The 23,417-nt window shown below is 65.4% G+C and carries 17 protein-coding genes and 1 pseudogene; 9 read left to right on the top strand and 9 right to left on the bottom strand.

Annotated elements, in window-relative coordinates; translation table 11 throughout:
• Positions 1–7: 7 nt before the first annotated feature.
• The 4 genes from BCEP18194_RS05045 to BCEP18194_RS38655 form a co-directional block, all read right to left on the bottom strand.
• Entirely contained in the window at positions 8–1,831 is a 1,824-nt protein-coding gene (locus BCEP18194_RS05045; RefSeq protein WP_011350244.1) for an acyl-CoA dehydrogenase, read from the bottom strand.
• Between the two features lie 116 nt (positions 1,832–1,947).
• Entirely contained in the window at positions 1,948–2,484 is a 537-nt protein-coding gene (locus BCEP18194_RS05040; RefSeq protein WP_011350243.1) for a MaoC family dehydratase, read from the bottom strand.
• The gene (locus BCEP18194_RS05035; protein ID WP_011350242.1) at positions 2,477–3,409 is read right to left on the bottom strand and encodes an SDR family NAD(P)-dependent oxidoreductase; all 933 of its coding nucleotides are present in this window, start codon (positions 3,407–3,409) and stop codon (positions 2,477–2,479) included. Before BCEP18194_RS05035 ends, BCEP18194_RS05040 begins: the two co-directional genes overlap by 8 nt.
• A 271-nt stretch (positions 3,410–3,680) precedes the next feature.
• Positions 3,681–5,039, bottom strand: coding sequence for a TetR/AcrR family transcriptional regulator (locus BCEP18194_RS38655; RefSeq protein WP_167316005.1), 1,359 nt, complete (start codon positions 5,037–5,039; stop codon positions 3,681–3,683).
• Positions 5,040–5,197: 158 nt separating this feature from the next.
• Here BCEP18194_RS38655 and pntA point away from each other — a divergent pair.
• Positions 5,198–5,437 (top strand): annotated as a pseudogene (pntA, locus tag BCEP18194_RS41060) (Re/Si-specific NAD(P)(+) transhydrogenase subunit alpha); the annotation flags it as partial.
• 404 nt (positions 5,438–5,841) lie between these two features.
• Here pntA and BCEP18194_RS05020 read toward each other — a convergent pair.
• The 5 genes from BCEP18194_RS05020 to BCEP18194_RS04995 form a co-directional block, all read right to left on the bottom strand.
• Positions 5,842–7,017, bottom strand: coding sequence for an ABC transporter ATP-binding protein (locus BCEP18194_RS05020; RefSeq protein WP_011350239.1), 1,176 nt, complete (start codon positions 7,015–7,017; stop codon positions 5,842–5,844).
• Entirely contained in the window at positions 7,014–7,667 is a 654-nt protein-coding gene (locus tag BCEP18194_RS05015) for an ABC transporter permease (RefSeq protein WP_011350238.1), read from the bottom strand. Before BCEP18194_RS05015 ends, BCEP18194_RS05020 begins: the two co-directional genes overlap by 4 nt.
• Positions 7,668–7,677: 10 nt before the next feature.
• Positions 7,678–8,589, bottom strand: a complete 912-nt coding sequence (locus tag BCEP18194_RS05010; protein WP_011350237.1) for a glycine betaine ABC transporter substrate-binding protein — start codon at positions 8,587–8,589, stop codon at positions 7,678–7,680.
• On the bottom strand, positions 8,586–9,302 hold the full coding sequence (locus tag BCEP18194_RS05005; protein WP_011350236.1) for an ABC transporter permease: 717 nt from the start codon (positions 9,300–9,302) through the stop codon (positions 8,586–8,588). Before BCEP18194_RS05005 ends, BCEP18194_RS05010 begins: the two co-directional genes overlap by 4 nt.
• A 623-nt stretch (positions 9,303–9,925) precedes the next feature.
• A complete protein-coding gene (locus BCEP18194_RS04995; protein WP_041492511.1) occupies positions 9,926–11,020 on the bottom strand; it encodes an AraC family transcriptional regulator in 1,095 nt (364 codons plus the stop codon).
• 251 nt (positions 11,021–11,271) lie between these two features.
• On the opposite strand from BCEP18194_RS04995, the gene BCEP18194_RS04990 reads away from it, so the two are divergent.
• The 8 genes from BCEP18194_RS04990 (at position 11,272) to BCEP18194_RS04960 (ending at position 23,372) form a co-directional block, all read left to right on the top strand.
• Complete coding sequence (locus BCEP18194_RS04990; protein ID WP_011350234.1) at positions 11,272–12,663, top strand: APC family permease; 1,392 nt, start codon at positions 11,272–11,274, stop codon at positions 12,661–12,663.
• Between the two features lie 57 nt (positions 12,664–12,720).
• Positions 12,721–14,118 carry an aspartate aminotransferase family protein gene (locus BCEP18194_RS04985; protein WP_011350233.1) on the top strand — a complete coding sequence of 466 codons (1,398 nt, stop codon included), beginning with the start codon at positions 12,721–12,723 and terminating at the stop codon, positions 14,116–14,118.
• 30 nt (positions 14,119–14,148) lie between these two features.
• Positions 14,149–15,573, top strand: a complete 1,425-nt coding sequence (locus BCEP18194_RS04980) for an aldehyde dehydrogenase family protein (RefSeq protein WP_011350232.1) — start codon at positions 14,149–14,151, stop codon at positions 15,571–15,573.
• A 167-nt stretch (positions 15,574–15,740) separates the two neighbouring features.
• Positions 15,741–17,243 (top strand): M81 family metallopeptidase, encoded by a 1,503-nt coding sequence (locus BCEP18194_RS04975; RefSeq protein WP_011350231.1) that lies wholly within the window; start codon positions 15,741–15,743, stop codon positions 17,241–17,243.
• A gap of 127 nt (positions 17,244–17,370) precedes the next feature.
• Positions 17,371–18,558: a beta-propeller fold lactonase family protein gene (locus tag BCEP18194_RS04970; RefSeq protein ID WP_011350230.1), complete on the top strand. Its 1,188-nt coding sequence runs from the start codon at positions 17,371–17,373 to the stop codon at positions 18,556–18,558.
• A 1-nt stretch (position 18,559) separates the two neighbouring features.
• A complete protein-coding gene (locus BCEP18194_RS42425) occupies positions 18,560–18,826 on the top strand; it encodes an integrase core domain-containing protein (RefSeq protein WP_011350229.1) in 267 nt (88 codons plus the stop codon).
• A gap of 143 nt (positions 18,827–18,969) precedes the next feature.
• Complete coding sequence (locus BCEP18194_RS04965; RefSeq protein WP_011350228.1) at positions 18,970–19,860, top strand: hypothetical protein; 891 nt, start codon at positions 18,970–18,972, stop codon at positions 19,858–19,860.
• 809 nt (positions 19,861–20,669) lie between these two features.
• Positions 20,670–23,372: a glycoside hydrolase domain-containing protein gene (locus tag BCEP18194_RS04960; RefSeq protein ID WP_011350227.1), complete on the top strand. Its 2,703-nt coding sequence runs from the start codon at positions 20,670–20,672 to the stop codon at positions 23,370–23,372.
• Positions 23,373–23,417 lie beyond the last annotated feature (45 nt).

Genomic DNA, 23,417 nt, shown 5'->3' with positions numbered 1-23,417 from the left:
GTGTCGCTCAGAACCACTGCTCCTGCATGTTCAGCGGCGTTGTCTCGACCGGATTGAGGACGGCCAGCCATCCAGCCACTTTCGGCATTTCCCATCCGAAGAAATAGTCGCAGGCGGCGAGCTTGCCGCGATGGAAGTCGCTCCCGGTCGGGCCGTTCTCGAGCGTGTGCGCGACGATGGCCTGATCGAGCCAAAGCCAACCGACGACGACATGCCCAAACGCTTCAAGATAGGCGGCCGCATTCGCCAGCTGGAGCTCGGGGTCGTCGAGCCGGTGCAACTTGTCGGTGACGATGCGGATGCGCTCCCACGCGCAATCGAGCGTGCTGGCATGGCGCTGGAGCGAATCGTTCGACCGCGCGCGGGAGACCGTGCCGGAGATTTTCCTGTCGAGGAGCGTCATGGCCGCACTTCCGTTCGCACGCGTCTTCCGGCCAAGCAAGTCGAGCGCCTGGATGCCGAACGTGCCTTCGTGTATCGGATTGAGCCGGTTGTCACGGTAGAACTGCTCGACGTTGTACTCGCGCGTGTACCCGTAGCCGCCGTGAACCTGAATGGCGAGATCGTTGGCGACGAGACCCCATTGAGACGACCAGCTCTTGACGACCGGTGTGAGCAGATCGAGCAGGCACTGGGCCTCCTCGCGGGTGTGGGTGCCTTCAAGCGAATGAACGTCGTCGCTGAGACGCGCCGCATACAGGCACAACGCGAGTGCGCCGGAGACATACGCCTTCTGCGCCAGCAGCATGCGCCGGACATCGGCGTGACGAATGATGGGCGCCTGGGGGGCGGCCGGCGAACGTTCGCCGCGTGTCCGTCCCTGCAGGCGCGTTTTTGCGTAATCCAGCGCGTGCAGGTAGCCCGTATAGCCGATCGCGGCAGCGCCGAGGCCGACCGAGATTCGCGCCTCGTTCATCATGTGGAACATGTAGGCGAGCCCTTTGCCGGGCTCGCCGACGATTTCTCCGATCGCGCCTGCCTCGCCGTCCGGGCGGAAGCGACCCTCGCCGAAATTCAGCAGGCAATTGACGGTGCCGCGGTAACCCATCTTGTGATTGATGCCGGCCAGGACGACATCATTGCGCTCACCCGGCAGTCCATTGGCGTCGATCAGCTTGCGCGGAACCGTGAAAAGTGAAATGCCCTGAATGCCCGGAGGAAGCTGGCCGTTCTCGTCCGGGATCTTCGCCAGCACCAGGTGCACGATGTTCTCGGCGATCTCGTGATCGCCGCCGGAGATCCACATCTTGTTGCCGAACAGCCGGTAGCGACCGTCCACACCCGGGACCGCGCGCGTGCGGATATCGGCAAGGCTCGACCCGGCTTGCGGCTCCGACAGGCACATCGTGCCGAAGCACCGCCCTTCCGACATGGCCTTGACGTAGTGCTCCACCCGGGCCCGTTCCCCGTGAGCCATCAGCAGGTTCGCATTGGCGATGGTGAGAAACGGGTAACCTGCGGTTCCCGGATTGGCCGCGAGCAAATACGCCATGCCGGCCCGCTCCACGGTGCTCGGCAAGCTCATGCCGTCCCACTCGGCAGGGAACGCGGCGCTGACCAGGCCGGCATCTGCAAATGCGCGCAATGCGACACCCACCTCGGGGTTGATGGTGACGCGTTCACCATCGAATACGGGTTCGTTGCTGTCGTTCTTCTTGTTGTGAGGGTTGAAGAGATCCGTGGCGAGCGATTCGTAGACATCCAGAACGGACGTGTAGTCGAATCGATCCTGCCCGGCGAACCGTTGGCGGCCGGCAAGGGATTCGACCTGCAGCCAGTCGAAAAGGATGAACTCCACGTCGCGACGGGAGAGGGTGAGTTCGCTAGTCATGGAATCGAATGGATGAGTGTGCCGCGACCTTCACGGATGTCGCGAAGCATGGTTTAAATTGAGGAATCCATATGAATGAAATCGAAACAACGGATCCCGGAAGGCATCACCGGATGCTATGTGTTGATCAGCGTCAGCCACTCCGCGACAAGGGCGGGTTTGGGGTGATCCTCGATTTCCACGACGACACTCAACGTCAGCTGGAGGCTCGTGGCGCTTCGCGGCGTGACTTGCTTCAACGTGAAGCGTCCACGAATGCGTTCTCCACAGCGAACCGGGGTAATGAAGCGCACGCTGTTCAACCCGTAGTTCACTGAATTCTGTTGCCCTTCAACCGCGGGGAGGATGTTGAAAGCCCATGCGGACAGCAGCGAAAGCGTGAGAAACCCGTGCGCGATCGTGCGGCCGAATGGCCCCGAACGTGCAAGTTCCTCGTCGACATGAATCGATTGCCAGTCACCGGTGACGTCGGCAAAGGCATTGATCGAATTCTGTTCGATGGCAAACCATTCGGATACGCCGAGTTCCTTGCCGACCAGAGTGGATAGCCGGGATAGGGCAGGCGAGACGCCTGCACTGTGCCGATCGTCCACCTGATGGCCGTCGGCATCGCAGTGTGCGTCGCCTGATATCGTGTTCGACGCGTCATTCATGAGCCTGTTCCGTTGCGTTTGTCGACGCGAGGCGGGCTTTCTTCAATTCGATATCGCCCTGGGCAGCGCCGGATACGGGAACCGTCTCGCCGCTTCGATCTGCCACTTCGTCCAGGCGTTGGGCGAGTTGGTGAGGCACCTGGTCGCCGGTTCCGAGATGGATGCCGGGCGTCAACGTGATATGGGCGGCCTCGAAACTTCCCGCGCCGGCGCACAGCACCATTCGATTCGGTGCGTCCTCGCCGGCAAGTACCGCGACCGCTGGGCTGACGGACTCAGGCGACAGCGCGTCGAGCACGTCGGCCGACATCAGGCCCTCGAGCATGCGCGTACCGGCCGTCGGGGCCAGGCAGTTCACGCGAATGTTGTATCGCTCGCCCTCGATGGCGAGGGTCTGCATCAGGCCAACCAGCGCCATTTTCGCCGCGCCGTAGTTCGATTGCCCGAAATTGCCGTACAGGCCCGATGACGAGGTGGTCATCACGATGCGCCCGTACTGCTGTTCCCGCATGGTTTCCCACACGGCCTTCGTGCAGTTGACCGCGCCCATCAGGTGAACTTCGATCACCGCGCGAAAATCGTCGAGCGTCATCTTGCTGAAGCTCTTGTCGCGCAGGATGCCGGCATTGTTCACCAGGATGTCGATGCGCCCCCAGCGCGACAGCACATGATCGACCATCTGCTGAACCTGTTCGGCATCGGTCACCGATGCGCTGTTCGCCATCGCTTCGCCACCGGCGGCGACGATTTCGTCGACCACGCTTTGTGCAGCCGTGGCGGAACCCCCTCTGCCGTTCACATCGCTGCCCAGATCGTTGACCACCACCTTCGCCCCTAGCCGGGCGAGCAACAGCGCATGCTCGCGCCCGAGTCCGGCGCCGGCACCGGTCACGATCGCAACGCGATGGGTCAGGTCAATTTTCATGGGTTGTCTCGTTCAGGGTGATTTTGTCGTGGCCTGCGAACGTGCGCGGTGGAATCCCGGGGCGACGCGCGATCGGGCGCGTTCCCGCGGAACGGTGCCAGCCGCGATGGTGGCTCTGACGCCGCACATTGCAGGGAAATCTTAAATCGTACATTTGTACGAATTTGGTTCGATCCAGATGCAGTCGACCAGACGCCAAATGGAGCGAGTTGAACCCATGATAGGAGGCGTGAAGAACTGCGTCAATCGTTTTTCGATCACTTGTACAAATTTACTCGGCAGGTCGTCCGGCATACCCCAGCATGTTGAACGCCGCCATGAACGTGGGGCGAAGCTCGCTGAGTGCCGCGACGCCGGCGCCGGTCGCCAGCAAGCGGATCTGCATGCCGGTGAAGAGGCCGGAAATCAGTAGTCCGTTTGCTGTCGAAGCGTCGGCATTGAACTTGGCGAGCAGCCGCAGCCAGGCCCGGCTCCGGTCGCTGATCCATTGACCGACCATGGGCCTGAGCATCGGTTGTCGTGCGGCTTCCACTTCGACGGCGAGTGTGGCCAGGTTGAAATCGCTGAACTGCGTGATCTCCCGGGTAAGGGTCGCGGTGGTCAGGTCGGCAATCTGATCCAGCGATGCGGTTGCCAGATCGATTCCGCTCACGCTTTCGCGGTAGCGTGCTTTCGCGGCTTCGTAGAGGCGTTCGCGCGCTGCGTGGATCAGCGTGCTGACGGGCTTGAAGTAGTACGACGGAACGGCGGGGGCGACGCCGGCTTGCGAAGCGACGGAGCGCCCTGTGACGGCACCGGCACCGTGCGAAGCCATCAGCTGGATGGCCGCGTTCAGCAAGTGCTCGCGGGTCTCCCGCCCTTTGCTGCGCTTGGCGGCCTCCTCCGGCGCGGTGGAGGCGTCGGGCGGCGGTACGGCGGCCGGTATGTCGAGGCCCGTTGAAAGGCAGGCCGACACCTCATCCGGGGTCAGGCCGAGTGACAGGCTGATGAACAGCAAGCCGATGGTCCGGTCGATGGTTGCCTGGACGGAAAGCGGCTCGCTGTCGGCACCGAGAAGCGCGGCGATATCCGTCCAGATTTCGCGGAGCTTGGCATACCAGGCGGTCGCCAGCGTTCTGGAACTGTCGTTGCGAGCGGAAATCAGCATGATTTCGCACCAGGCAATCGATCGCAGCCGCTCCCGTCCGACGGCATTGCGTAACAGGTCGACCAGGAACTGGTCGAACGCGACGCGACCCGACGTCAGTGCCGCCTGCCGCGAGACGAAGCCGCGAAAGCGCGTCACGTAATCATCGAGGAGTACCGACGACGCATGTTCGAGCAGATCGAACTTCGACGCATAGTGGTAGGTCGTGGCTGCAAGCGGTACCTGTGCGCGGGCGGCGACGTCACGATGCGTCAGGCCGGCTTCGCCGATTTCGCCCAGCAGTTGAATGGTGGCGTGGGCGATCCGCTCCCGCGTGACGTGCGAGCGATGTTGCTTGGGTTGCCGTCCAGATTCCGCTTTAGGAAGCATGGGGTGTCGATTTCCGGTTTCACTGATGCGCCATTCTGCCAAATGTTCGGGCCCGATCGAAGCATGCGTCGGATATTCGGCAGGAAGGTCGGGCAAGACAGTGAACCGGTTCATCCGCCGCAGACGATCGTTTGGAGGATGGACCGTTTGTGCAATCCGCGCGGCAGTGCCGAGCTGCGCGCGAAGCAAAGTCGTACACGGATGGATCGAATGGGGTGACCTGAAACGCAGGCCGTAACGCCTCGCGACGGCCACTACCGACAGTTCAGGACATGACATTGCAGATTGGGGGCCCTCTGGAGGCGGCCCACGAGGAGCGGCGCGTAGCAACCGTTCCCGACGTCGTCGAAAAGCTGATCAAGCTCGGGTTCTCGGTGGCCGTGCAAAGCGGCGCCGGCACTGGCGCGAATTTCAGCGATGACGACTATCGCACGGCTGACGCCGACGTCGTGCCGAAGGCCGCTGATCTATGGGGCCGCAGCGATATCGTCCTCACGGTGCGCCCACCGAGCCGCTGCGGCCGCCGCATGGACGACCATCGCCAATGCGACTCGGAACGGACTGTGGTGGATCGAGGGGCCTGCCGGGTTCTTCTGGGCGCCGATTGCCGCCAATCGGCTCAAGAAAGCGGGGTGGAGAGGATCGTTCCTGTTGAAGATGGCCGCATGGGCGTTCGCGCTGCTTTTCCTGTTCGGCTTTTCCCGGAACTCGACGCACTCGCGTTCGCGTCCGCGTGCGAGATGGTCGCCGTCCTGGTGTTGCGGTTGCGGATGTTGTGGTTCGGCTGGCAGCTGCTGCGACGCGCGAGCAAGGTCGTGGCAGCGAGCCCGGTTGCTGTCGGGTAGCGGGTTGAGAGACCGCGCGGGGTCGAAATCGGCGTGTGACCGGTGCGACGTCGCACCGGCCCGGAGACGAATCAGTGCGTGGCGGTTGCCACGACCGCTTCGGCAGGGCTGCCGGGCGGCTGGCCCGTCTGCCGGCGCGAGCGGCCCGAGCTGAGGTACGCGGCGATCGAGTCCTGCGTGATCTCGCCGAGCCATGCGCCGTCGGGGTCGAGCACCGGCATCCACGACGCGCTGTACTGGTACATCTTCGACAGCACGATGCGCAGGTTGTCGTCCGCCGCGACACCGGCCGGGAACGGCGTCACGCGCTCGCCGCACACGCCGCCGTCGGAGCGCGCCGCGCGGCGCGTCACGTAGCCGAGCGCGCGGCCCGCGTCGTCGAGCACGGTCAGGTAGCGGCAGTCGGTTTCGTCCATCACGGCGAGCGCGTGCGCGAGCGGCGTATCGACCCGTGCCGTTTCGGGTTGCGTGGCGGCGTCACCGGCCTTCACGAGCAGCAGGCGCTTGAGCGTGCTGTCCTGGCCCACGAACTGCGCGACGAACTCGTCGCGCGGGCGTGCGAGCAGCGTGTCGGGGTGATCGTATTGCACGAGCTGGCCGCGCCGGAACACGGCGATGCGATCGCCCAGCTTGATCGCTTCGTCGATATCGTGGCTCACCATGATCACGGTCTTGTTCAGTTGCCGCTGCATCTGGAAAAACTCGTTCTGGATCGATTCGCGATTGATCGGGTCGACCGCGCCGAACGGCTCGTCCATCAGCAGCACCGGCGGATCGGCGGCCAGCGCGCGAATCACGCCGATACGCTGCTGCTGCCCGCCCGAGAGCTCGCGCGGATAGCGTTTCAGGTACAGCTTCGGATCGAGCGCGACCATCGCCATCAGGTCGCGCGCGCGTTCGGCGCAGCGCTTCTTGTCCCAGCCCAGCAGGCGCGGCACGACGGTGATGTTTTCCTCGATCGTCATGTTCGGGAACAACCCGATCTGCTGGATCACGTAGCCGATGTGGCGCCGCAGGTCGACCTCGTCGAGCTGCGCCGTATCCTCGCCGTTGATCAGCACGCGGCCGGACGTGGGGGCGATCAGCCGGTTGATCATCTTGAGCGTGGTGGTCTTGCCGCAGCCCGACGGGCCGAGGAACACGCAGATTTCCCCCTCGGCCACCGACAGGCTCACGGCGTCGACGGCGCGCACGGCCTGGCCGTCCTTGCGGGAGAAGGTCTTGGTCAGTTTGTCGAGTTCGATCATGTCTTCTGCACTCCCTTCGGTGTCAATGCACGCTGCAGCATCTGCAGGAGCCGGTCGGCGACGATCGCGAGCAGGCTCACGAGCACCGCGCCCACCAGCAGTTTCATCATGCTGCTCTGGCCGATGGCGCGCAGGATCAGCGTGCCGAGCCCGCCCGCGCCGACCACGGCGGCGATCGTCATCACGCCGATGTTCATCACGACCGCGGTACGCACGCCCGCGAGGATCACGGGCACCGCGAGCGGCAGGTCGACGAGCCGCAGGCGCTGCCATGAGGTCATGCCGATGCCGGTGCCGGCCTCCTTGATACCCGCATCCACGTTGTGCAGCGCCAGGTAGGTGTTGCGCATGATCGGCAGCAGCGAGTACAGGAACACGGCCGTGATCGCGGGGGCGGCGCCGATGCCCTGGCCGAAGCGCGAGAAGAACGGGATCATCAGGCCGAACAGCGCGATGGACGGCAGCGTGAGCACGATGGTCGCGATACCGAGCAGCGGCCCGGCGAGCCAGTCGTGGCGGTTGATCAGGATGCCGAGCGGCACGCCGGCCACGATCGCGCAGCCCACGGCGATGCCGACCAGCCAGATGTGCTGCAGTGTGAGTTGCAGCAGTTCGGGCCAGCTCGACGCGAGATAGTCGAATACGCTCATTGCTTCTCCTTCAAGGCAGCTTGTGCGTGCGCAGGAACGCGTCGGCGACGTCGCGCGGCGACTTGCCGTCGAGGTCGACCTCCTTGGCCATCGCCTGCATCCCGTCGTTGTCGAGCGCGGCCGACAGCGCATTGAGCTGCGTCGCGAGCTTCGGATTGCGCTCGAGCGCGTCCTTGCGCACCACGGGCGTTGCGTTGTATGGCGGGAAGAAGTGCTTGTCGTCCTCGAGCGGCACGATGCCGAAACCCTTCACGCGTCCGTCGGTCGTGTAGACGAGGCCGATCTTCAACTGGTTGTTGTGCAGCGCCGTGTAGACGAGCCCCGGGTCCATCTGCTTCAACTGCGCGCGGCTGAACTGCATGCCGTACGCGGCGAGCAGCGGCTTCAGCCCGTCGGGGCGATTCGCGAATTCCGCGTCCATCCCGAACACGTAGTGCTTCGCGGCCGGATCGGTCTTCAGGTGCTCGGCGAGCTGCGAGACGGTTCGGATGCCGGTGGCCTGCGCGAGCGGGCTGGGCAGGCCGATCGCGTAGGTGTCGTTGAGCGGCGATGCGTCGAGCCAGACGAGCCCGCGCGGCACGTCGAGCGCCTTGACGCGCCGGTACATCTCCTCGGGCGACAGCTTGTCGTTGATCTTGTTGTAGACGAGCGCGGCGGTGCCCGTGTAATCCCACATGAGATCGAACTGGCCGTTCTCCAGTGCGCTGCGCGCGAGCGTGCTGCCGAGACCCGAACGGACTTCCACGTCGTAGCCGCGCGAGCGCAGGTATTGCGCGGTGACTTCCGCCAGCACGTATTGCTCGGTGAAGTTCTTCGCGCCCAGCACGAGCTTCGTCGCGCATGCCGGTGCGCTCGCCGCCATGCACAACGCGGCTGCGGCACACAGGCGCGCGATCGATCGAATGGTGCGATGGAGCGTCATGCCGCACCTCCGTGGCGTGCGAGCCAATGGCGGCTGCCGGCCGCGACGATGCCGTCCAGCACGAGCGCGAGGATCGCGGTGAGCGATGCGCCGAGCAGCAGCAGCGGCTGGTTGTCGAGATAGATGCCGGGGAAAATCAGCGAGCCGAGACTGTCGGCGCCGATCAGGTACGCGAGCGGGGCCGTCCCGACGTTGATTGCGAGCGCGGTGCGCACGCCGCCGACGATGATCGGCAGCGCATCGGGCAACTCCACGCGCACGAGCGATTGCCAGCCCGTCATGCCGATGCCCTTCGCGGCTTCGCGCAGCGCGGCCGGCACGTTCTTCATGCCTTCGTAGGTATTGCGCGTGATGGGCAGCAGCGACGCGAGGAACAGCGCGACGATCGCGGGCACGTTGCCGATGCCGAAGATGCCGAGCGCGATGGCGAGCACGGCAAGCGACGGGATCGTGTTGCCGATGTTGAAGACCTGCATGAAGCGCTCGGCCTGATGCTGGAATCGCGGCCGGCTCAGCAGCACGCCGGCCGGCACGCCCACGGCGATCGCGAGCGCCATTGAATAGACGACCAGCAGCATGTGCTGGCCCGCGTAGTACGCGAGATCGTCCGCGCGCTGGCTGAACGTGTCGGCGCCGATGCCGCGCGCGAGCGCCCAGGCGATGGCGACGATGGCTATCAGGCTGCCCAACAGCTGGACAGTGCGTCGAGTCATGAAGATACACCCCCTCAATCTCGGTGCGGCACACGCGCAGGCGTGCGCCGCGTTGACGCCGGATGGCGCCGCGATGGAAGTTCGTGATCCCGGCATGGCCGCGATTTGAACTGACGGAAACAGTCCTGCCGGCCGCAACGATGTGCGACTGGCGTTCGAGTGAACGCAACGCTGCGTTCGTCTGATTGTCATGTTCAGCCCGGCAGCGCCGTAACGGCGAGGCGCGTTCGAGCAGGGCACCGTCCTGTGAAGACGGCATGGATGCGGCTGGCGTGAAGCCTGCCGCTGGGGCCGGAGGCCCCCTTGACGTGGCGAAACGGATGCATGCGCAACGAATTGCGAAATGACATCACGTTGCGCACGAGATCATGCATTTTGTGATGAAGTTGGGGCGAGTATAGAGTAATCGAATGATCGCGTCTACCTTGGAGGCGATCGCGAATGCGCACCGCCGATCGTGTGGGTGCGCTGAAGCAGCGGCGGATCAGGCGTATGGAAAATGATTCGAATTCCGAATTGATCGGCGCGACCGTCGTCTCGAAACGGATTTCGCGAGCGGCCTCGCGTCATGCTTGAAGGTCATGCGCCACCGTGTATCCGCACGAAGCCGTGGCGCGTCCGGCTCATTCGCTGACGTCCGGATCGGCGCGCGGCGTCCTGCCGGTCCAGCGCCGATACGCATGGCGGAAACTGCGCGGCTCGCTGTAGCCGAGGCGCTCCGCAATCGCCGCGACCGTCAGCTCGGGGTCGTCCAGCATCCGCACCGCCTCGTCGCGGCGCACGTCGTCGAGCAGCGTCTGAAACGTGAGGCCGTCCTTGTCGAGCCGTCGGCGCAGCGTGCGCTCCGTCAGGTGCAGCGCATTCGCGAGCGCCGTCATCGACTTGAAACGCGCGAGGTCGCGCGCCATCAACTCCTTCGCGCGATCGGCAAAGCGCGTGCCGACCGACGCGGCCCACTGCCGCTCGAGCGCTTCGCACTGCCCGTGCAGCGCGTTGAAACTGACTTCGTTCGCGAGCAGCGGCATCTCCGTGCCGTTCACCGACGTGAACACGAGCCGGTTGTCGCCCGCATTGAACGCAATCTTGCAGCCGAAGTGGCGCGCGTAGTCGGCCGCATTGCGCGGCGTGCGGCGCGCGAGCTGCACCTGCGCGGGCCAGACCGGCTTGCCGACGAGATCGGACACGATCAGGCGCAGGCTCGACAGGCACATGTCGACCTGGAACACCTCGAGATCGGGCTCGCCGTTGTAGCGGCTGATGGTCACGCTCATGCCGTCCGCGTGCGCATCGATACGCACGTCGAAATACAGCCCCATGAACAGCGGAAACTGGCCCATGCACCGGAATGCCTGCATCACCGAGCCGCTGATCAGCATCGCGTAGCCGGCGAGGCCGAGCGTCGACACGTGCAGCCGCGCACCGATCGACAGCCCGATCGACGGCACGCCGCTGCACTGCAGCAGGTTGTGGAAGCAGCGCTGCTCCTGGCCGCGATTCACGTGCAGGTTCGGCGACGCGACTTCGTCCGCGCCGAGCCCCGTGCCTTCGAGCAGCGCGGCGCCGTCGATATGCCGCACGCGGCACTCGTCCAGCGCGACCGCGATCGCGTGGACGGTGGCGGGAATGTCCTCCTGGCGTCCGGCCGGACGCGCGAGGCCGAGCGACGAGCGCAGGCTGCGTTCGGCCCGGCTCTGGTTGGGATGGGAGCGGCTGTTCATGGGGCTGACGGGGCGACGGGGTCGCGTAGAACATAGCCGGAATGTCCGAAAAATGCCAGTGCGGCACCGCAGCATGCATGGCTCGCCGGCGCGCCATGCGGCGGCATGTCCGGAAATATCCCCTGATTACGTCCGCTTTTCTCATTCGTGGTCGTTTTTTTGGCGCACCACACTTTCCTCCAGTCGTGCGCCGCCGGCCGTACCGGGCGAACGAGTGTTGAAGCCGTGAACGCCACCCACGTGAGGACAGCATGGACAACGACAGCCCAGGTCGATACGCATCAGCCGCCGCGACGCATGACTTCGGCGCGCACGCAATGCGAGGCGACGCGGACGAACGCCGCAAGCCGCACCTGCTCGGGCTCGCGACGCTGGTGATCTTCGGCCTCGCGTACATGCTGCCGATGACGGTGTTCACGACCTACGGGATCGTCACGAGCGAGACGAACGGGCATCTCACGGCCGCGTATGCGGTCACGCTGGTCGCGATGCTGTTCACCGCGCGCAGCTACGGCCACATGGCGCGGCTGATGCCGAGCGCCGGCTCCGCCTATACGTTCGCGAGCCGCAACTTCGGCACGTCGGCCGGCTTCATGGTCGGCTGGGCATTGCTGATGGACTACCTGTTCATCCCGATGATCAGCTACCTCGCGATCGGCATCTACATGAAGCAGATATTCCCGGGCGTGCCGGCCGGCGTGTGGATCGTCGGCAGCATCGTGCTGATCACCGGGCTGAACATCGTCGGCATCCGGCTCGTCAATCGCGTGAACCTGATCCTGATCGCGAGCCAGCTCGTGTTCATCGCGATCTTCTTCGTCGCTTCCGCGCGGGTCGCGGCGGGCGAAGGGCTGTCGATGGCTGTCGCGCTGCCGTCGTCGGGCGATGCGCGGGCGATCTTCGCCGGGTCCGCGATCCTGTGCCTGTCGTTCCTCGGCTTCGATGCGGTCACCACGCTGTCGGAGGAAACACGCGAGCCGAAGCGTACGGTGCCGCGCGCGATCTTGCTCTGCACGCTGGCGAGCGGCGTGCTGTTCATGCTGGTCGCCTACGTCGGGCAAGTGGTGTTTCCCGACTGGCACGCATTCAAGGATCTCGATTCGGCCAGCCTCGAACTGATGCGACGTATCGGCGGCGGCACGCTGTCGGCGTTCTTCGTCGCGGTGTACGTGGCAGGCTGTTTCGCGAGCGCGATGGCCGGGCAGGCGAGCGTGACGCGCGTGCTGTTCGCGATGGGCCGCGACCGGGTGCTACCCGAACGCGTATTCGGCCACCTGCATGCGCGGCTGCGCACACCAGTGCGCGCGACGCTCGCGGTCGGCATCGTGTCGCTGTCGGCGCTGTTCATCACGCTCGATCTCGCGTCGACGATGATCAGCTTCGGCGCGCTCGTCGCGTTCGCGGTCGTGAACCTGTGCGTGATGCGCAGCTATCTGTGCCGCCCCGAGCATCGCCGCTTCGCGGGCTGGATCACGTTCGGCGTGATGCCGGCGATCGGCTTCGCGATGAACGTGTGGCTCTGGTCGGGCCTGTCGCGCCAGACGTTCTACGTCGGCACCGGCTGGCTCGTGCTCGGACTCTGCCAGCTCGTGTGGCTGACGCGCGGCTTCACGCGCCCGGCGCCGACGCTGTCGATGAATTGAATGACCGGTGGCCGACTGCCGGCCGCCGGCCCTGAAACCCTGAAGGAGGAACGACCCATGAACGCTGTTGACGTCAATCTCGATGCGGACCTGCAGGCCATCGGCAAACGCCACCTGCTGATGCATTTCACGCACGCCGATGCGTATCGCGACCACGCGCTGACCGTGTTCGACCGTGGCGAAGGCTGCTGGCTCGTCGACCGCAACGGCAAGCGCTACTTCGACGGGCTGGCCGGGCTGTACTGCGTGCAGGTCGGTTACAGCCACGGCGCGGAAATCGGCGACGCGATCCGCGAGCAGATGGTGCGGCTGCCGTTCGCGACCAACTGGGGTGTCGGCCACGAGCCGGCGATCAAGCTCGCGCACAAGCTCGCGGCGCTCGCACCGGAGGGCCTGAACCGCGTGTTCTTCACGTCGAGCGGGTCGGAGTCGAACGAATCGGCGATCAAGCTGGTGCGCCAATATCACCAGTCGCGCGGCGAGCCGCAGCGGCGCAAGTTCATCGCGCGGCGCGTCGCGTATCACGGCACGTCGTTCGGCGCGCTCGCGCTGAACGGGATGACGAACTTCCGCAAGCATTTCGAGCCGCTGATGTCGGGCGTGCGGCACGTGGGCAACACGAAGCGCTACGGCCGCCCGGTGGGCGAGACGGAAGCGCAGTTCACGCGCCACCTGCTCGACGAGATCGAATCGCTGATCGTGCAGGAGGGGCCGGATACCGTCGCCGCGCTCGTCGTCGAGCCGCTGCAGAACGCGGGCGGCAGCCTGACGCCGCCGGCCGGTTATGCGGCCGGGCTGCGTGACATTTGCGACCGGCACGGCGTGCTGCTCGTCGCCGACGAGGTGATCTGCGGGTTCGGCCGGCTCGGCGAATATTTCGGCTCCGCGCGCTACGGGCTGAAGCCGGACATCATCACGTTCGCGAAAGGCATCGCGTCGGGCTATGTGCCGCTCGGTGGCGTGATCGCGAGCGACACGGTCGTCGACACGGTGCTCAATGGCCCGCAGCAGATGTTCCTGCACGGTGCGACCTACGGCGGCCACCCGGTCGCGTGCACGGCCGCGCTCGCGAACCTCGCGATCATGGAGCGCGAAGGCGTGCTCGAAAACGTCCGCAGCAATGAGGCCGTGTTCCGCCAGACCCTCGACGGCCTGCTCGAACTGCCGTGCGTCGGCGACGTGCGCGGCGACGGCTATCACTACTCGCTCGAACTCGTGACCGACAAGGCCGCGCGCCGCTGGGCGGCCGGCGTCAGCGCGCAGGCGTTCGTGTCGACGCTGCTCGCACCCGCGATCTTCGACGCGGGGCTGCTGTGCCGCGCGGGCGTCGATCACGAAGGCACGCCGATCGTGCAGTTCTCGCCGCCGCTCGTGATGTCGCGCGACGAGATCGTGTGGTTCGTCGCGAAGATCCGCGACATCCTCGTCGACACCTATGCACGCGCAACGCGCTGAGCGCGGCGTCCTTCATTTCAGGAGCATTCGATGCGAACGTCACAACAGTCCTATATCGATGGCCAGTGGCTCGATCCGGCCGATTCTCGGTCGATCGACGTGATCGACCCGAGCACGGCGCGGCCGTATGCGCAGCTCAGGATTGGCGGCACGGCCGACGTCGATCGCGCGGTCGGCGCGGCGAAGCAGGCTTTCGACACGTATTCGCGTTGGCCGGTGGACGAGCGCGTCGCGCTGCTGCGACGCGTGCTCGAGATCTACCAGCACCGCTACGAGGAGGTCGCGCAGACGATCAGCCAGGGGATGGGCGCGCCGATCGCATTTGCGCGCGCGGCGCAGGCGGCGGTTGGCACCGCGCACCTCGAACAGACGATCCGCGCGCTGCAGTCGTTCCGTTTCAGCACGCAGACCGATTCGCTGCTGGTGTCCCACGAGCCGATCGGCGTGTGCGCGCTGATCACGCCGTGGAACTGGCCGATCAACCAGATCGTGTGCAAGGTCGCGCCCGCGCTCGCGGCCGGCTGCACGATGGTGCTCAAGCCGAGCGAGATCGCGCCGTTCAGCGCGATCCTGTTCGCGGAGATCCTGGATGAGGCCGGTGTACCGCCCGGCGTGTTCAACCTCGTGCACGGCTATGGGCACGAAGTGGGCGACGCGCTGTCGCGGCATCCGGATGTCGACATGGTGTCGTTCACCGGGTCCACGCGCGCGGGCGTCGAAGTCGCGAAGGCGGCCGCCGATACCGTGAAGCGCGTGCACCAGGAGCTCGGCAGCAAGAGCCCGAACCTGATCCTGCCCGACGCCGACATCGAGGATGCGGTCACGCGCGGCGTGCGCAGCTGTTTCAGCAACAGCGGCCAGTCGTGCAATGCGCCGACGCGCATGCTCGTGCATGTTGACCATCTGGCGCTGGCCGAGCAGGCCGCGCGGCGGGAGGCGGAACGCACGGTCGTCGGCGACCCGCGGTCGACGGAAACCGGCATCGGGCCGGTGGTCAGCCGCACGCAGTTCGACCGGATCCAGCACTTCATCCGGCTCGGGATCGAAGAAGGCGCCATGCTCGTCGCCGGCGGCCCGGGGCGGCCGGACGGGCTCGGCGACGGGTTCTACGTGCGGCCGACGGTATTCTCGAACGTCACGCCGGACATGACGATCGCACGCGAGGAGATCTTCGGGCCGGTGCTCGCGATCATGACCTACCGCACCGAGGACGAGGCTGTCGCGCTCGCGAACGATTCGGTCTACGGGCTCGCGGCCTACGTGCAGACGAAGGATCCCGAGCGGGCGCGCAAGGTGGCGGCGCGGCTGCGGGTCGGCAACGTCCACATCAATTACCCGCCGTGGAACCCGGCCGCGCCGTTCGGTGGCTACAAGCGCTCGGGCAACGGCCGCGAATATGCGGAGTTCGGCCTCGTCGAGTATCTGGAGACGAAGGGCACGACAGGGTACGCTTGAGCGACGCGCGAATGCGCTGACCGGGCGGCGGCGTCCTGCGGGAAGGGACGCCGCGCCCCTTTTCATCGATGGATCGATGGACTGATTGCGAGGATTTCGACGATGCAGACGATGGAGACGACCGAAGGCACGCGCGGCACGGCGGCGCGCACGGAGGGCCGGGTGCGATGAAGATCCTGATCGCGCGGATGAACCACGAGACCAACACGTTCTCGCCGGTGCCGACGCCGCTTGCCGCGTTCGGCCGCAACGGCCCGGACTGGGGCGACGACGCGTATCGCGCGAATCGCGGCATGCGCACCGCGATGGCCGCGTTCCTCGACGCGGCCGAGCGTGAAGGCGCCGAGATCGTGACGCCCGTATCGGCGGCCGCGAACCCGAGCGGGCCCGTCGCGGCTGACGCGTATGCGGCGATCTGCGACGCGATCGTCGCGGCAGCGCCCGGCTGCGATGCGGTGATGCTCGACCTGCACGGCGCGATGGTTGCCGAACAAAGCGCGGACGGCGAGGGCGACCTGCTCGAGCGCGTGCGCGCGGCGCTGCCTGGCGCGCCGATCGCGGTCGCGCTCGACCTGCACGGGAACGTCACGCAGAAGATGATCGACCACGCGGACGTGATCGTCAGTTTCAAGACCTACCCGCACGTCGATATGTATGAAACCGGCGAGCATGCGGCGCGCGTGCTGCTGGACCGGCTGCACGGCCGCGCGCGGCCCGTGCTCGCGTGGCGGCAGCCGCCGCTGATGACGTCGACGCTGCGCAGCGCGAGTGCGGAAGGCGCGATGCGGCGCGCGGTGGAGGCCGCGCGCGCGGCCGAGGCCGACGGGATGCTCGCCGTATCGGTGCTGCCCGGCTTCTCGCTCGCGGACATTCCCGCGCCGTGCATCAGCATCGTCGTGGTGGCCGATGGCGACCGGGCCGCGGCCGATGCGGTGGCCGAGCGCATCGCAGGGCAGATCTGGGACGCGCGTGACGACTTCGTTTACCGCAGCGCAACGCTCACCGATTCAGTTGAGCACGCTGCAACGCTCGCGCGTGGCGCGGATCGCCCCGTGCTGATGCTCGATCACGGCGACAACTGCATGTCGGGCGGCCCGTGCGACACGATGGATCTGCTCGAGGCCGCGCTCGCGCACGGGCTGGACGGCATCGTCAGCGGGCCGCTGTGCGACCCGCAGGCCGTCGCGGCGCTGATCGACGCGGGTGTCGGCGCGACCGTTACGGTGCCGGTCGGCAACCGCCTGCCGTCGCACGGCGGCGTGCGGCGCACGCCGTTTCGCGCGACCGGCATCGTGCGCGCGCTCACCGACGGCGAATACGTGATCGCGGGGCCGACCTACACGGGCCAGCGCGCGTACATGGGCCGCACGGCCGTGCTCGACATCGGCGCGGCCACGCTGGTCATCAGCGAGCGTACCCAGGAGCCGTGGGATCTCGGCGTGTTCGAGAGCGTCGGCGTCGATCCACGCCGCGCGCGCTTCCTGCTGCTGAAATCGCGGATGTATTGCCGGCCGGTGTTCGTGCCGAACGCGGCCGCGCTGGTCGAGTGCGACAGCCGTGGCGTGACGGGTTCGGACTACGGGTTGTTCCGTTACGAGCGGCTTGCGCGGCCCGTGTATCCGCTTGACGACGTCGGCGAGTGGTCGTCCGGCGCGCGACGGGCGGATTGACGGAAACAAACCGGGCGCGAGACGCCGGATTTGCCGGCTTTCGGGCATCATGCGGTGGCATCGACCCGTCGAGCAGCCGGGTCGATCCATCCATTGCGTCCGCAACCGATCCGGAGAACCGACCGCCATGCATTCGAATCCTTTCCGCCCGCGCAGCGCGCGCCTGCTCGCCGCGCTGACCCTCGCCACGACGGCCGTTGCCGCCCACGCCGCCGACTGGATCGTGTCCGGCAACGACGGCAAGTACCAGCGCGTCGAGGGCCGCGACACCTATCTGGCTTCGCCGCCCGCCGACACGCTGACGCTGCTCGACGCCAGCACGTTCCCGCCGAAGGTCGCGCTGCAGGTCGACGTCGAGAACGGCATCCAGGGGCCGCCGCAAGCCGTCGCGATCACGCCCGACGCGAAGCTCGCGCTCGTCGGCGCGCCGACGCGCTACGACACGGCCGCGAAGCAGCTCGTGTTCGACACGTTCCTGCAGGTCGTGAATCTCGACGCCGCGCCGCCGTCGATCACGCGCATCGAGCTCGGATCGCATCCGCAAGGGATCGCGATCGACCGCTCGGGCAAGCTCGCGCTGGTTGCAAACGTCGACGGCAGCGTGTCGATCCTGCGCATCGACGGCACGAACGTGACGCTCGACGGCAACCTGAAGATCGGCAAGAAGCGGCTGGCCGGGATCAGCTTCACCCACGACGGCAAGCATGCGCTCGTGTCGCTGCGCGACGAGCAGGGCATCGCGGTGCTGAACGTCGACGACGGCAAGGTGACCGACAGCGGGTCGCGCCTGAGCACCGGCGTCGCGCCTTACACGATCGACGTGTCGAGCGACAACCGCTGGGCGGTCGTCAGCAACGTCGGGCTCGCGGGGCTGCCGGGCTATACGGGCACGCTGGCGGGCGACGCCGATTCGGTCGCACTGATCGACGTGTCGCGCGTGCCGTTCCGCACGGTCCAGTACCTGACGGTGCCGTCGCTGCCGGAAGGCGTCGCGATCTCGCCGAACGGGAAGTGGATCGCCGTGCAGGCGATGGACGGCTCGAACTTGACGCCCGACAACCCGGGCCGCCACAAGATCGGCAAGGTGCTGCTGTTCGAGATCCGCAACGGGCAGGCCGTGAAGGTGAGCGAGTTGCCCGGCGGCGAAGCCGCGCAAGGCATCGTGTTCACGGCCGACAGCCGCCACGTGATCGTGCAGTTCAACGTCGAACGGCAACTGGCGCTCTATTCGGTCGAAGGCGGCAAGCTGCACGATACGGGCAAGCGCATCGCGCTGACGGGCGGGCCGTCGTCGTTGAGGACGTTGCCGCGGTGAGGTGTGGGCGAGAACGAGAGGACTGCGTGCGGTAATCAATCAACCGCACGCAGCCCCCGTGGTCCGATGCCGCTCGTCCTGCGCCATCGTCCTGACGGGAATCCGTAACGAATGCCTGAACGAACACGCGTTCACCCGCCTGCCGCATGGCAAGGTCCCGATCGAGACATGGCGTCGGGAATACAACGAGGAACGACCGAAGAAATCGATGGACGGATTTTCGCCTGCATCCTACGCTCGGAAGCCGACAGAGAACGAATCGCATTAATCCGCGACTCTAAAGCCGGGCACTCCTGAAGACGGTAGGTGTCGGAGGGCCGAGCTTTCGGCGATGGACTGGAACGGGCGGACCTCACCATTCACGAAATGCGACATGCCTGGTCAGCAGGTTGAATCGTAACGGGAGTTTGGATGTCATTGGACGGCTACTACATCAACCTTGATCGATCGGTTGCGCGGCGCATCCGCATCGAGAAACAGATTCACGCGCTCGGTCTCGAATCGATGATAAGGCGATTCGCTGCCGTAGACGGCGGGACGGCCGGCCCATTCGATGCGGCACTGAAAAATAGAACATGGGCATGTCGGCAGTCCCATGAAAAAATAATAGATGGCGGGGATGCGAAGTCTACGACCATCATTTTGGAAGATGATATTGAAATCAGCCAGGCTTTCTCCGATATCGTGACCGACGAAGTCATGCGGAAATTCACGGACGACGAGCCGACAGTAGACATCGTGTTCCTCGAGTGTGGATTCCAGTGGAGATTTCTGCCGCTTCTGCTGGCGAAAGCGGATAGCCGAATGACCTGGCGCTTGTCGCCATCTGGAAATGACGATTCCGGAGGCTACAACTTATCCACCGTCGACCTCCTCGATGCCAAAGGAATCTATTCATGGTCCTCTGCGGCCTACATTGTGACTCCCGTAGGAAAGCAGACTCTGCGCCGTCTTTTTTCAGCCCAGCGTGATCAACCCGGCGTCTCAATTGATGTGTTGTATAAACGCTGGATTGACGCCGGTGAGCTGAAAGGAAAAATATGCATCCCGTTTCTGGCGACACCGCACAGTGAAACATCATCCACTATCGATCATGCTCCGTCCGAGTTGCTCGACCCCGTACCAACCGAATGGGTCAGCCTGTTTCGGCGCTTCCTGTTCGCAGGCGACCATGGCTTCGACCTGACGGAACTCGAGGCGAAGATGGAAAGGTATTCGGCCCCGCTTGAAACCTCGCCGGAGTACCGCCTGGGAATGCTGGCATATGAACGCTTTCGCGCGAGCGTGCGGCCTGACCTTTGAGCTCAATGGAGCATGATGGCGCAGGTTGATTCGAGCGCTGCCGAGTGACGACGTATAGAAAAGAATCGAAGCGATCTCTCCAGGCAAGCAAGGCGATCACGCCTTCTGCCGCCAGGCGCTCGATGTTGCGATATGGCTCGATCCGATCGCCGAATCCACCGGAACTGACCAGGAAGACGCGCTTACCCTCGACCGGACCCTCGTCGGCGCGCAGTTTTTCCAGAAATATCCTGCTGAAGATTTCTCGCTGATCGTCCGAAAGGGACGATTTGACCGGATACGAGTCTCGACCATGGATCAGTTTCTCAAGAGCCGCCCCTGCGTGGACCTTTCCCAAGTCTCGATTTGAAACAGATCGTCGGCGCGATGATCTTGCGTGTCGCGGATCAATTTCCCCATGCGCCGAGCGCATCGATGGTATTTGGGCGACAAGTCCCTCGGCGCTACGCGAGCGCTGCACGGAAAACGCATGACTTCCGTGTCACAGCGAAAATAATCCCCGCGTGTTTAGTTAAACAAACTGAAAATTCGGGAAACTTCTTGTAGTGAATAAACAGTCGTTGCGGCACTGTAAGCCCCTGGGAAGCATGTGACGCTCCCGGAGACAGGGCGGTGGAGGCGACGGTTGCAGCGGCAACGACCGTCGCCGGGTATTCGCATGTGACAAGTCAGCGCGGCGTCGCTTGGGGGGACCAGTCGACGTCACGCCGCGCGGCATCGATGTGCCGCGCAGGGCCGCAAGCCAGGCGGCGTGCCGAAAATCGTCGGCGCCGGATCAATCGTTTTAATTAACGGTACTAAACGAAAAAATGAAAAATCCACGACTCTTGCTCGTCGCCGCACTGACTTGCGCGGCACTCGCCGCGTGTGGTGGCGACGATGTGAACGGTGTTCAGACGGCCAGCAACGGCGCGGGCGACGCGCCGTCGACCGTGCCGCCGACTTCGGGGCCGTCCCAACCATCGCAGCCGTCCCAGCCGTCCCAGCCGGATCAACCGGCTCCGCCGAAGCGCACCAACATGGCGTTGACGCAGTTCGTCAATCCGTTGATCGGCACGCAGGTCAACGACGATTCCGGCTACGCGGGCAACGTGAGCCCGGGCGCGATGGTGCCGTTCGGGATGGTGAATTTCGGGCCGAACACGCCGCGCTACAACTTCAACGGCTCGGGCGGCTACCTGTCGTCGGGCGGGTCGGGCGGCACGATCGACTTCTTCAGCGTGACGCACCTGAGCGGTGTCGGGTGCCCGGGTCAGGGCACGGTCGCGATGCTGCCGACCGATGCGGCGACGGCCGTGGCGTCGGGCGGGCGGCCGATCGGCATCGGGTACAGCTACGCGGACGAAACGGCCGAACCCGGGTACTACAAGGTGCGTCTCGCGAACGGCATCGTGACGGAGCTGAGCGCGACCGCGCGCTCCGGTATCGCGCGCTTCACGTACACGAACAAGGACAAGGGTTTCTTCGCGATCGATGCGAAGCTGAACGGCAACAGCGATTCGGGCAGCACGAAGGTCACGGCCAACAACGTCGCGCTGGCGCTCGCGAGCGACGGCAAGTCGATGAGCGGGCAGGCCGTGGCGCCCGCGTTCTGCACGCCGTACGGCACGGTGTGGAATGCCCCCGTGTATTTCTACGCGACCTTCGACAAGCCGCTGCGCAAGCAGGCGGGCACCTCGGCGGTGAATACCGCCAGCAACGGCGCGGCAACGCTGCAGTTCGACCTGACCGACGCGGACCGGACCGTCACCGTGAAAGTCGGGGTGTCGTCCGTCAGCGTCCAGAATGCGCAGGCGAACCTGAAAGCCGAGGGCGAGAAGCTCGCGTTCGACGACGCACGCAAGAACGCGTCCGGCCTGTGGAACGACCGGCTCAACACGATCCAGATCGACCAGGCCGCGACACCCGCCGCGCTGAACGCGACGCAGAAGTCGAATCTGACGAAGTTCTACACCGCGCTCTATCGCGTGTTCGGCACGCCGACGCTCTACAGCGACACGAACGGCGAATTCCGCAGCATGCGCCAGCCGAGGAACGCGGACGGCAGCTATCCGAAGTCGGTCGACCAGACCGGCACCATTCCGCCGCGCGCGACCGCAAAGGTCGGCGATTACGCCTTCCGGCGTGCCGATGGATCGCAGGGCGGCGCGGGCAACCACTACACGGGTTTCTCGCTGTGGGATACATACCGGTCGCAGGCACAGTTGCTGGCGTTGCTCGCGCCGAAGGAATCGAGCGACATGATGCAGTCGCTCGTCGTCGACGCGTTGCAATGCGGCGCATTCCCGCACTGGGTCGATGGCAGCGATGATTCGACGCCGATGGCGGGCGACAACGCGCTGAACGTGATTGCCGGCGCGTACAAGTTCGGCGCGACCGATTTCGACCTGGTATCGGCCGCACGCCTGACGAAGCAGTCCGTGTTCGATCCGTCCAGCGCGTGCAACGACCGCACGAGCGCAGCGGGGCTCGCCAATTTCCTGACGGCCCACTACCTGTCGCAGAGCGACGACGGTCACTCGTCGTCGGCCACCATCGAGCGCGTACTGAGCGACCGTTCCGCAGCCGCATTCCTGCAGGCACTGCCCGCCGGCGTGCTGAACGCGCCGTCGGTCGGCGTGACGACCGACAACATCGGCACGCTGTACACGCGGGCCGGGTGGTGGCGCAACATCTTCGACTACACGAACAAGGTGATTGCCGCGCGCAACGCGCCGCCGGCCGGCTCCGCACCCGGCACGCTGGGCACGCTCGTGCAGGGTTCGTTCCACGAGTCGACGGAGCCGAACTACTTCTGGACCTTTGCGCAGGACTGGAGCGCGCTGATCGACGCGATCGGCGGCAAGCAGGCGGCCGTCACACGGCTGAACAACCTGTTTGCGATCACGACGCCGTTCTCGACCGTGCCGTCCACCGGCGACCTGAACGGCGGCGAATCGTCGAACAACCTGTACATCGGCAACGAGCCATCGTTTCAGTCGCCGTGGGGATACAACTGGGCCGGGCAACCGAGCGGCGCACAGTACGTTCTCCCGATCATCATGTCGAAGTCGTTCACGACCGGCCGAGACGGGCTGCCGGGCAACGACGACATGGGCGCGACGTCGAGTTGGTACGTGTGGGCGGCACTCGGCATGTTCCCGGTCATTCCGTCGGAGGCGGGGCTGGCACTGTCCACGCCGCAGTTCAGCGGGATCACCGTCTGGTTCGGCAACGGCAAGACGCTGCGGCTCGAAAGCGACAAGCAGGTCGCGATGGATAGTGCGGGGCGCCCGTCGTTTGCGTATATCCAGTCGCTGAAGGTCAACGGCGCGGACTACGCGGGTTCATGGCTGCCGCTGGGCAAGATCGCCAACGGTGGCACGATGAACTACGCGCTGTCGGCGACGCCGACGCAGTGGGCGGCCGCCGACAACCTGACGCCGCCGTCCGGGCCGAACGCGGACTACACGCAGATGACGGCTGGCGGGGCGTCGGCCGCGATGCGCATGCGCCAGGCCGGCGCGCGATAAACGCGATAAACGCAAGCGGGCACGCGCAGGGGCCACCCTGCGCGC

It is taken from the genome of Burkholderia lata (assembly GCF_000012945.1).
GTDB classification, from domain to species: domain Bacteria; phylum Pseudomonadota; class Gammaproteobacteria; order Burkholderiales; family Burkholderiaceae; genus Burkholderia; species Burkholderia lata.
Note: the sequence above shows the minus strand (reverse complement) of the source record. Positions and strands in the feature narration are given on the sequence as shown.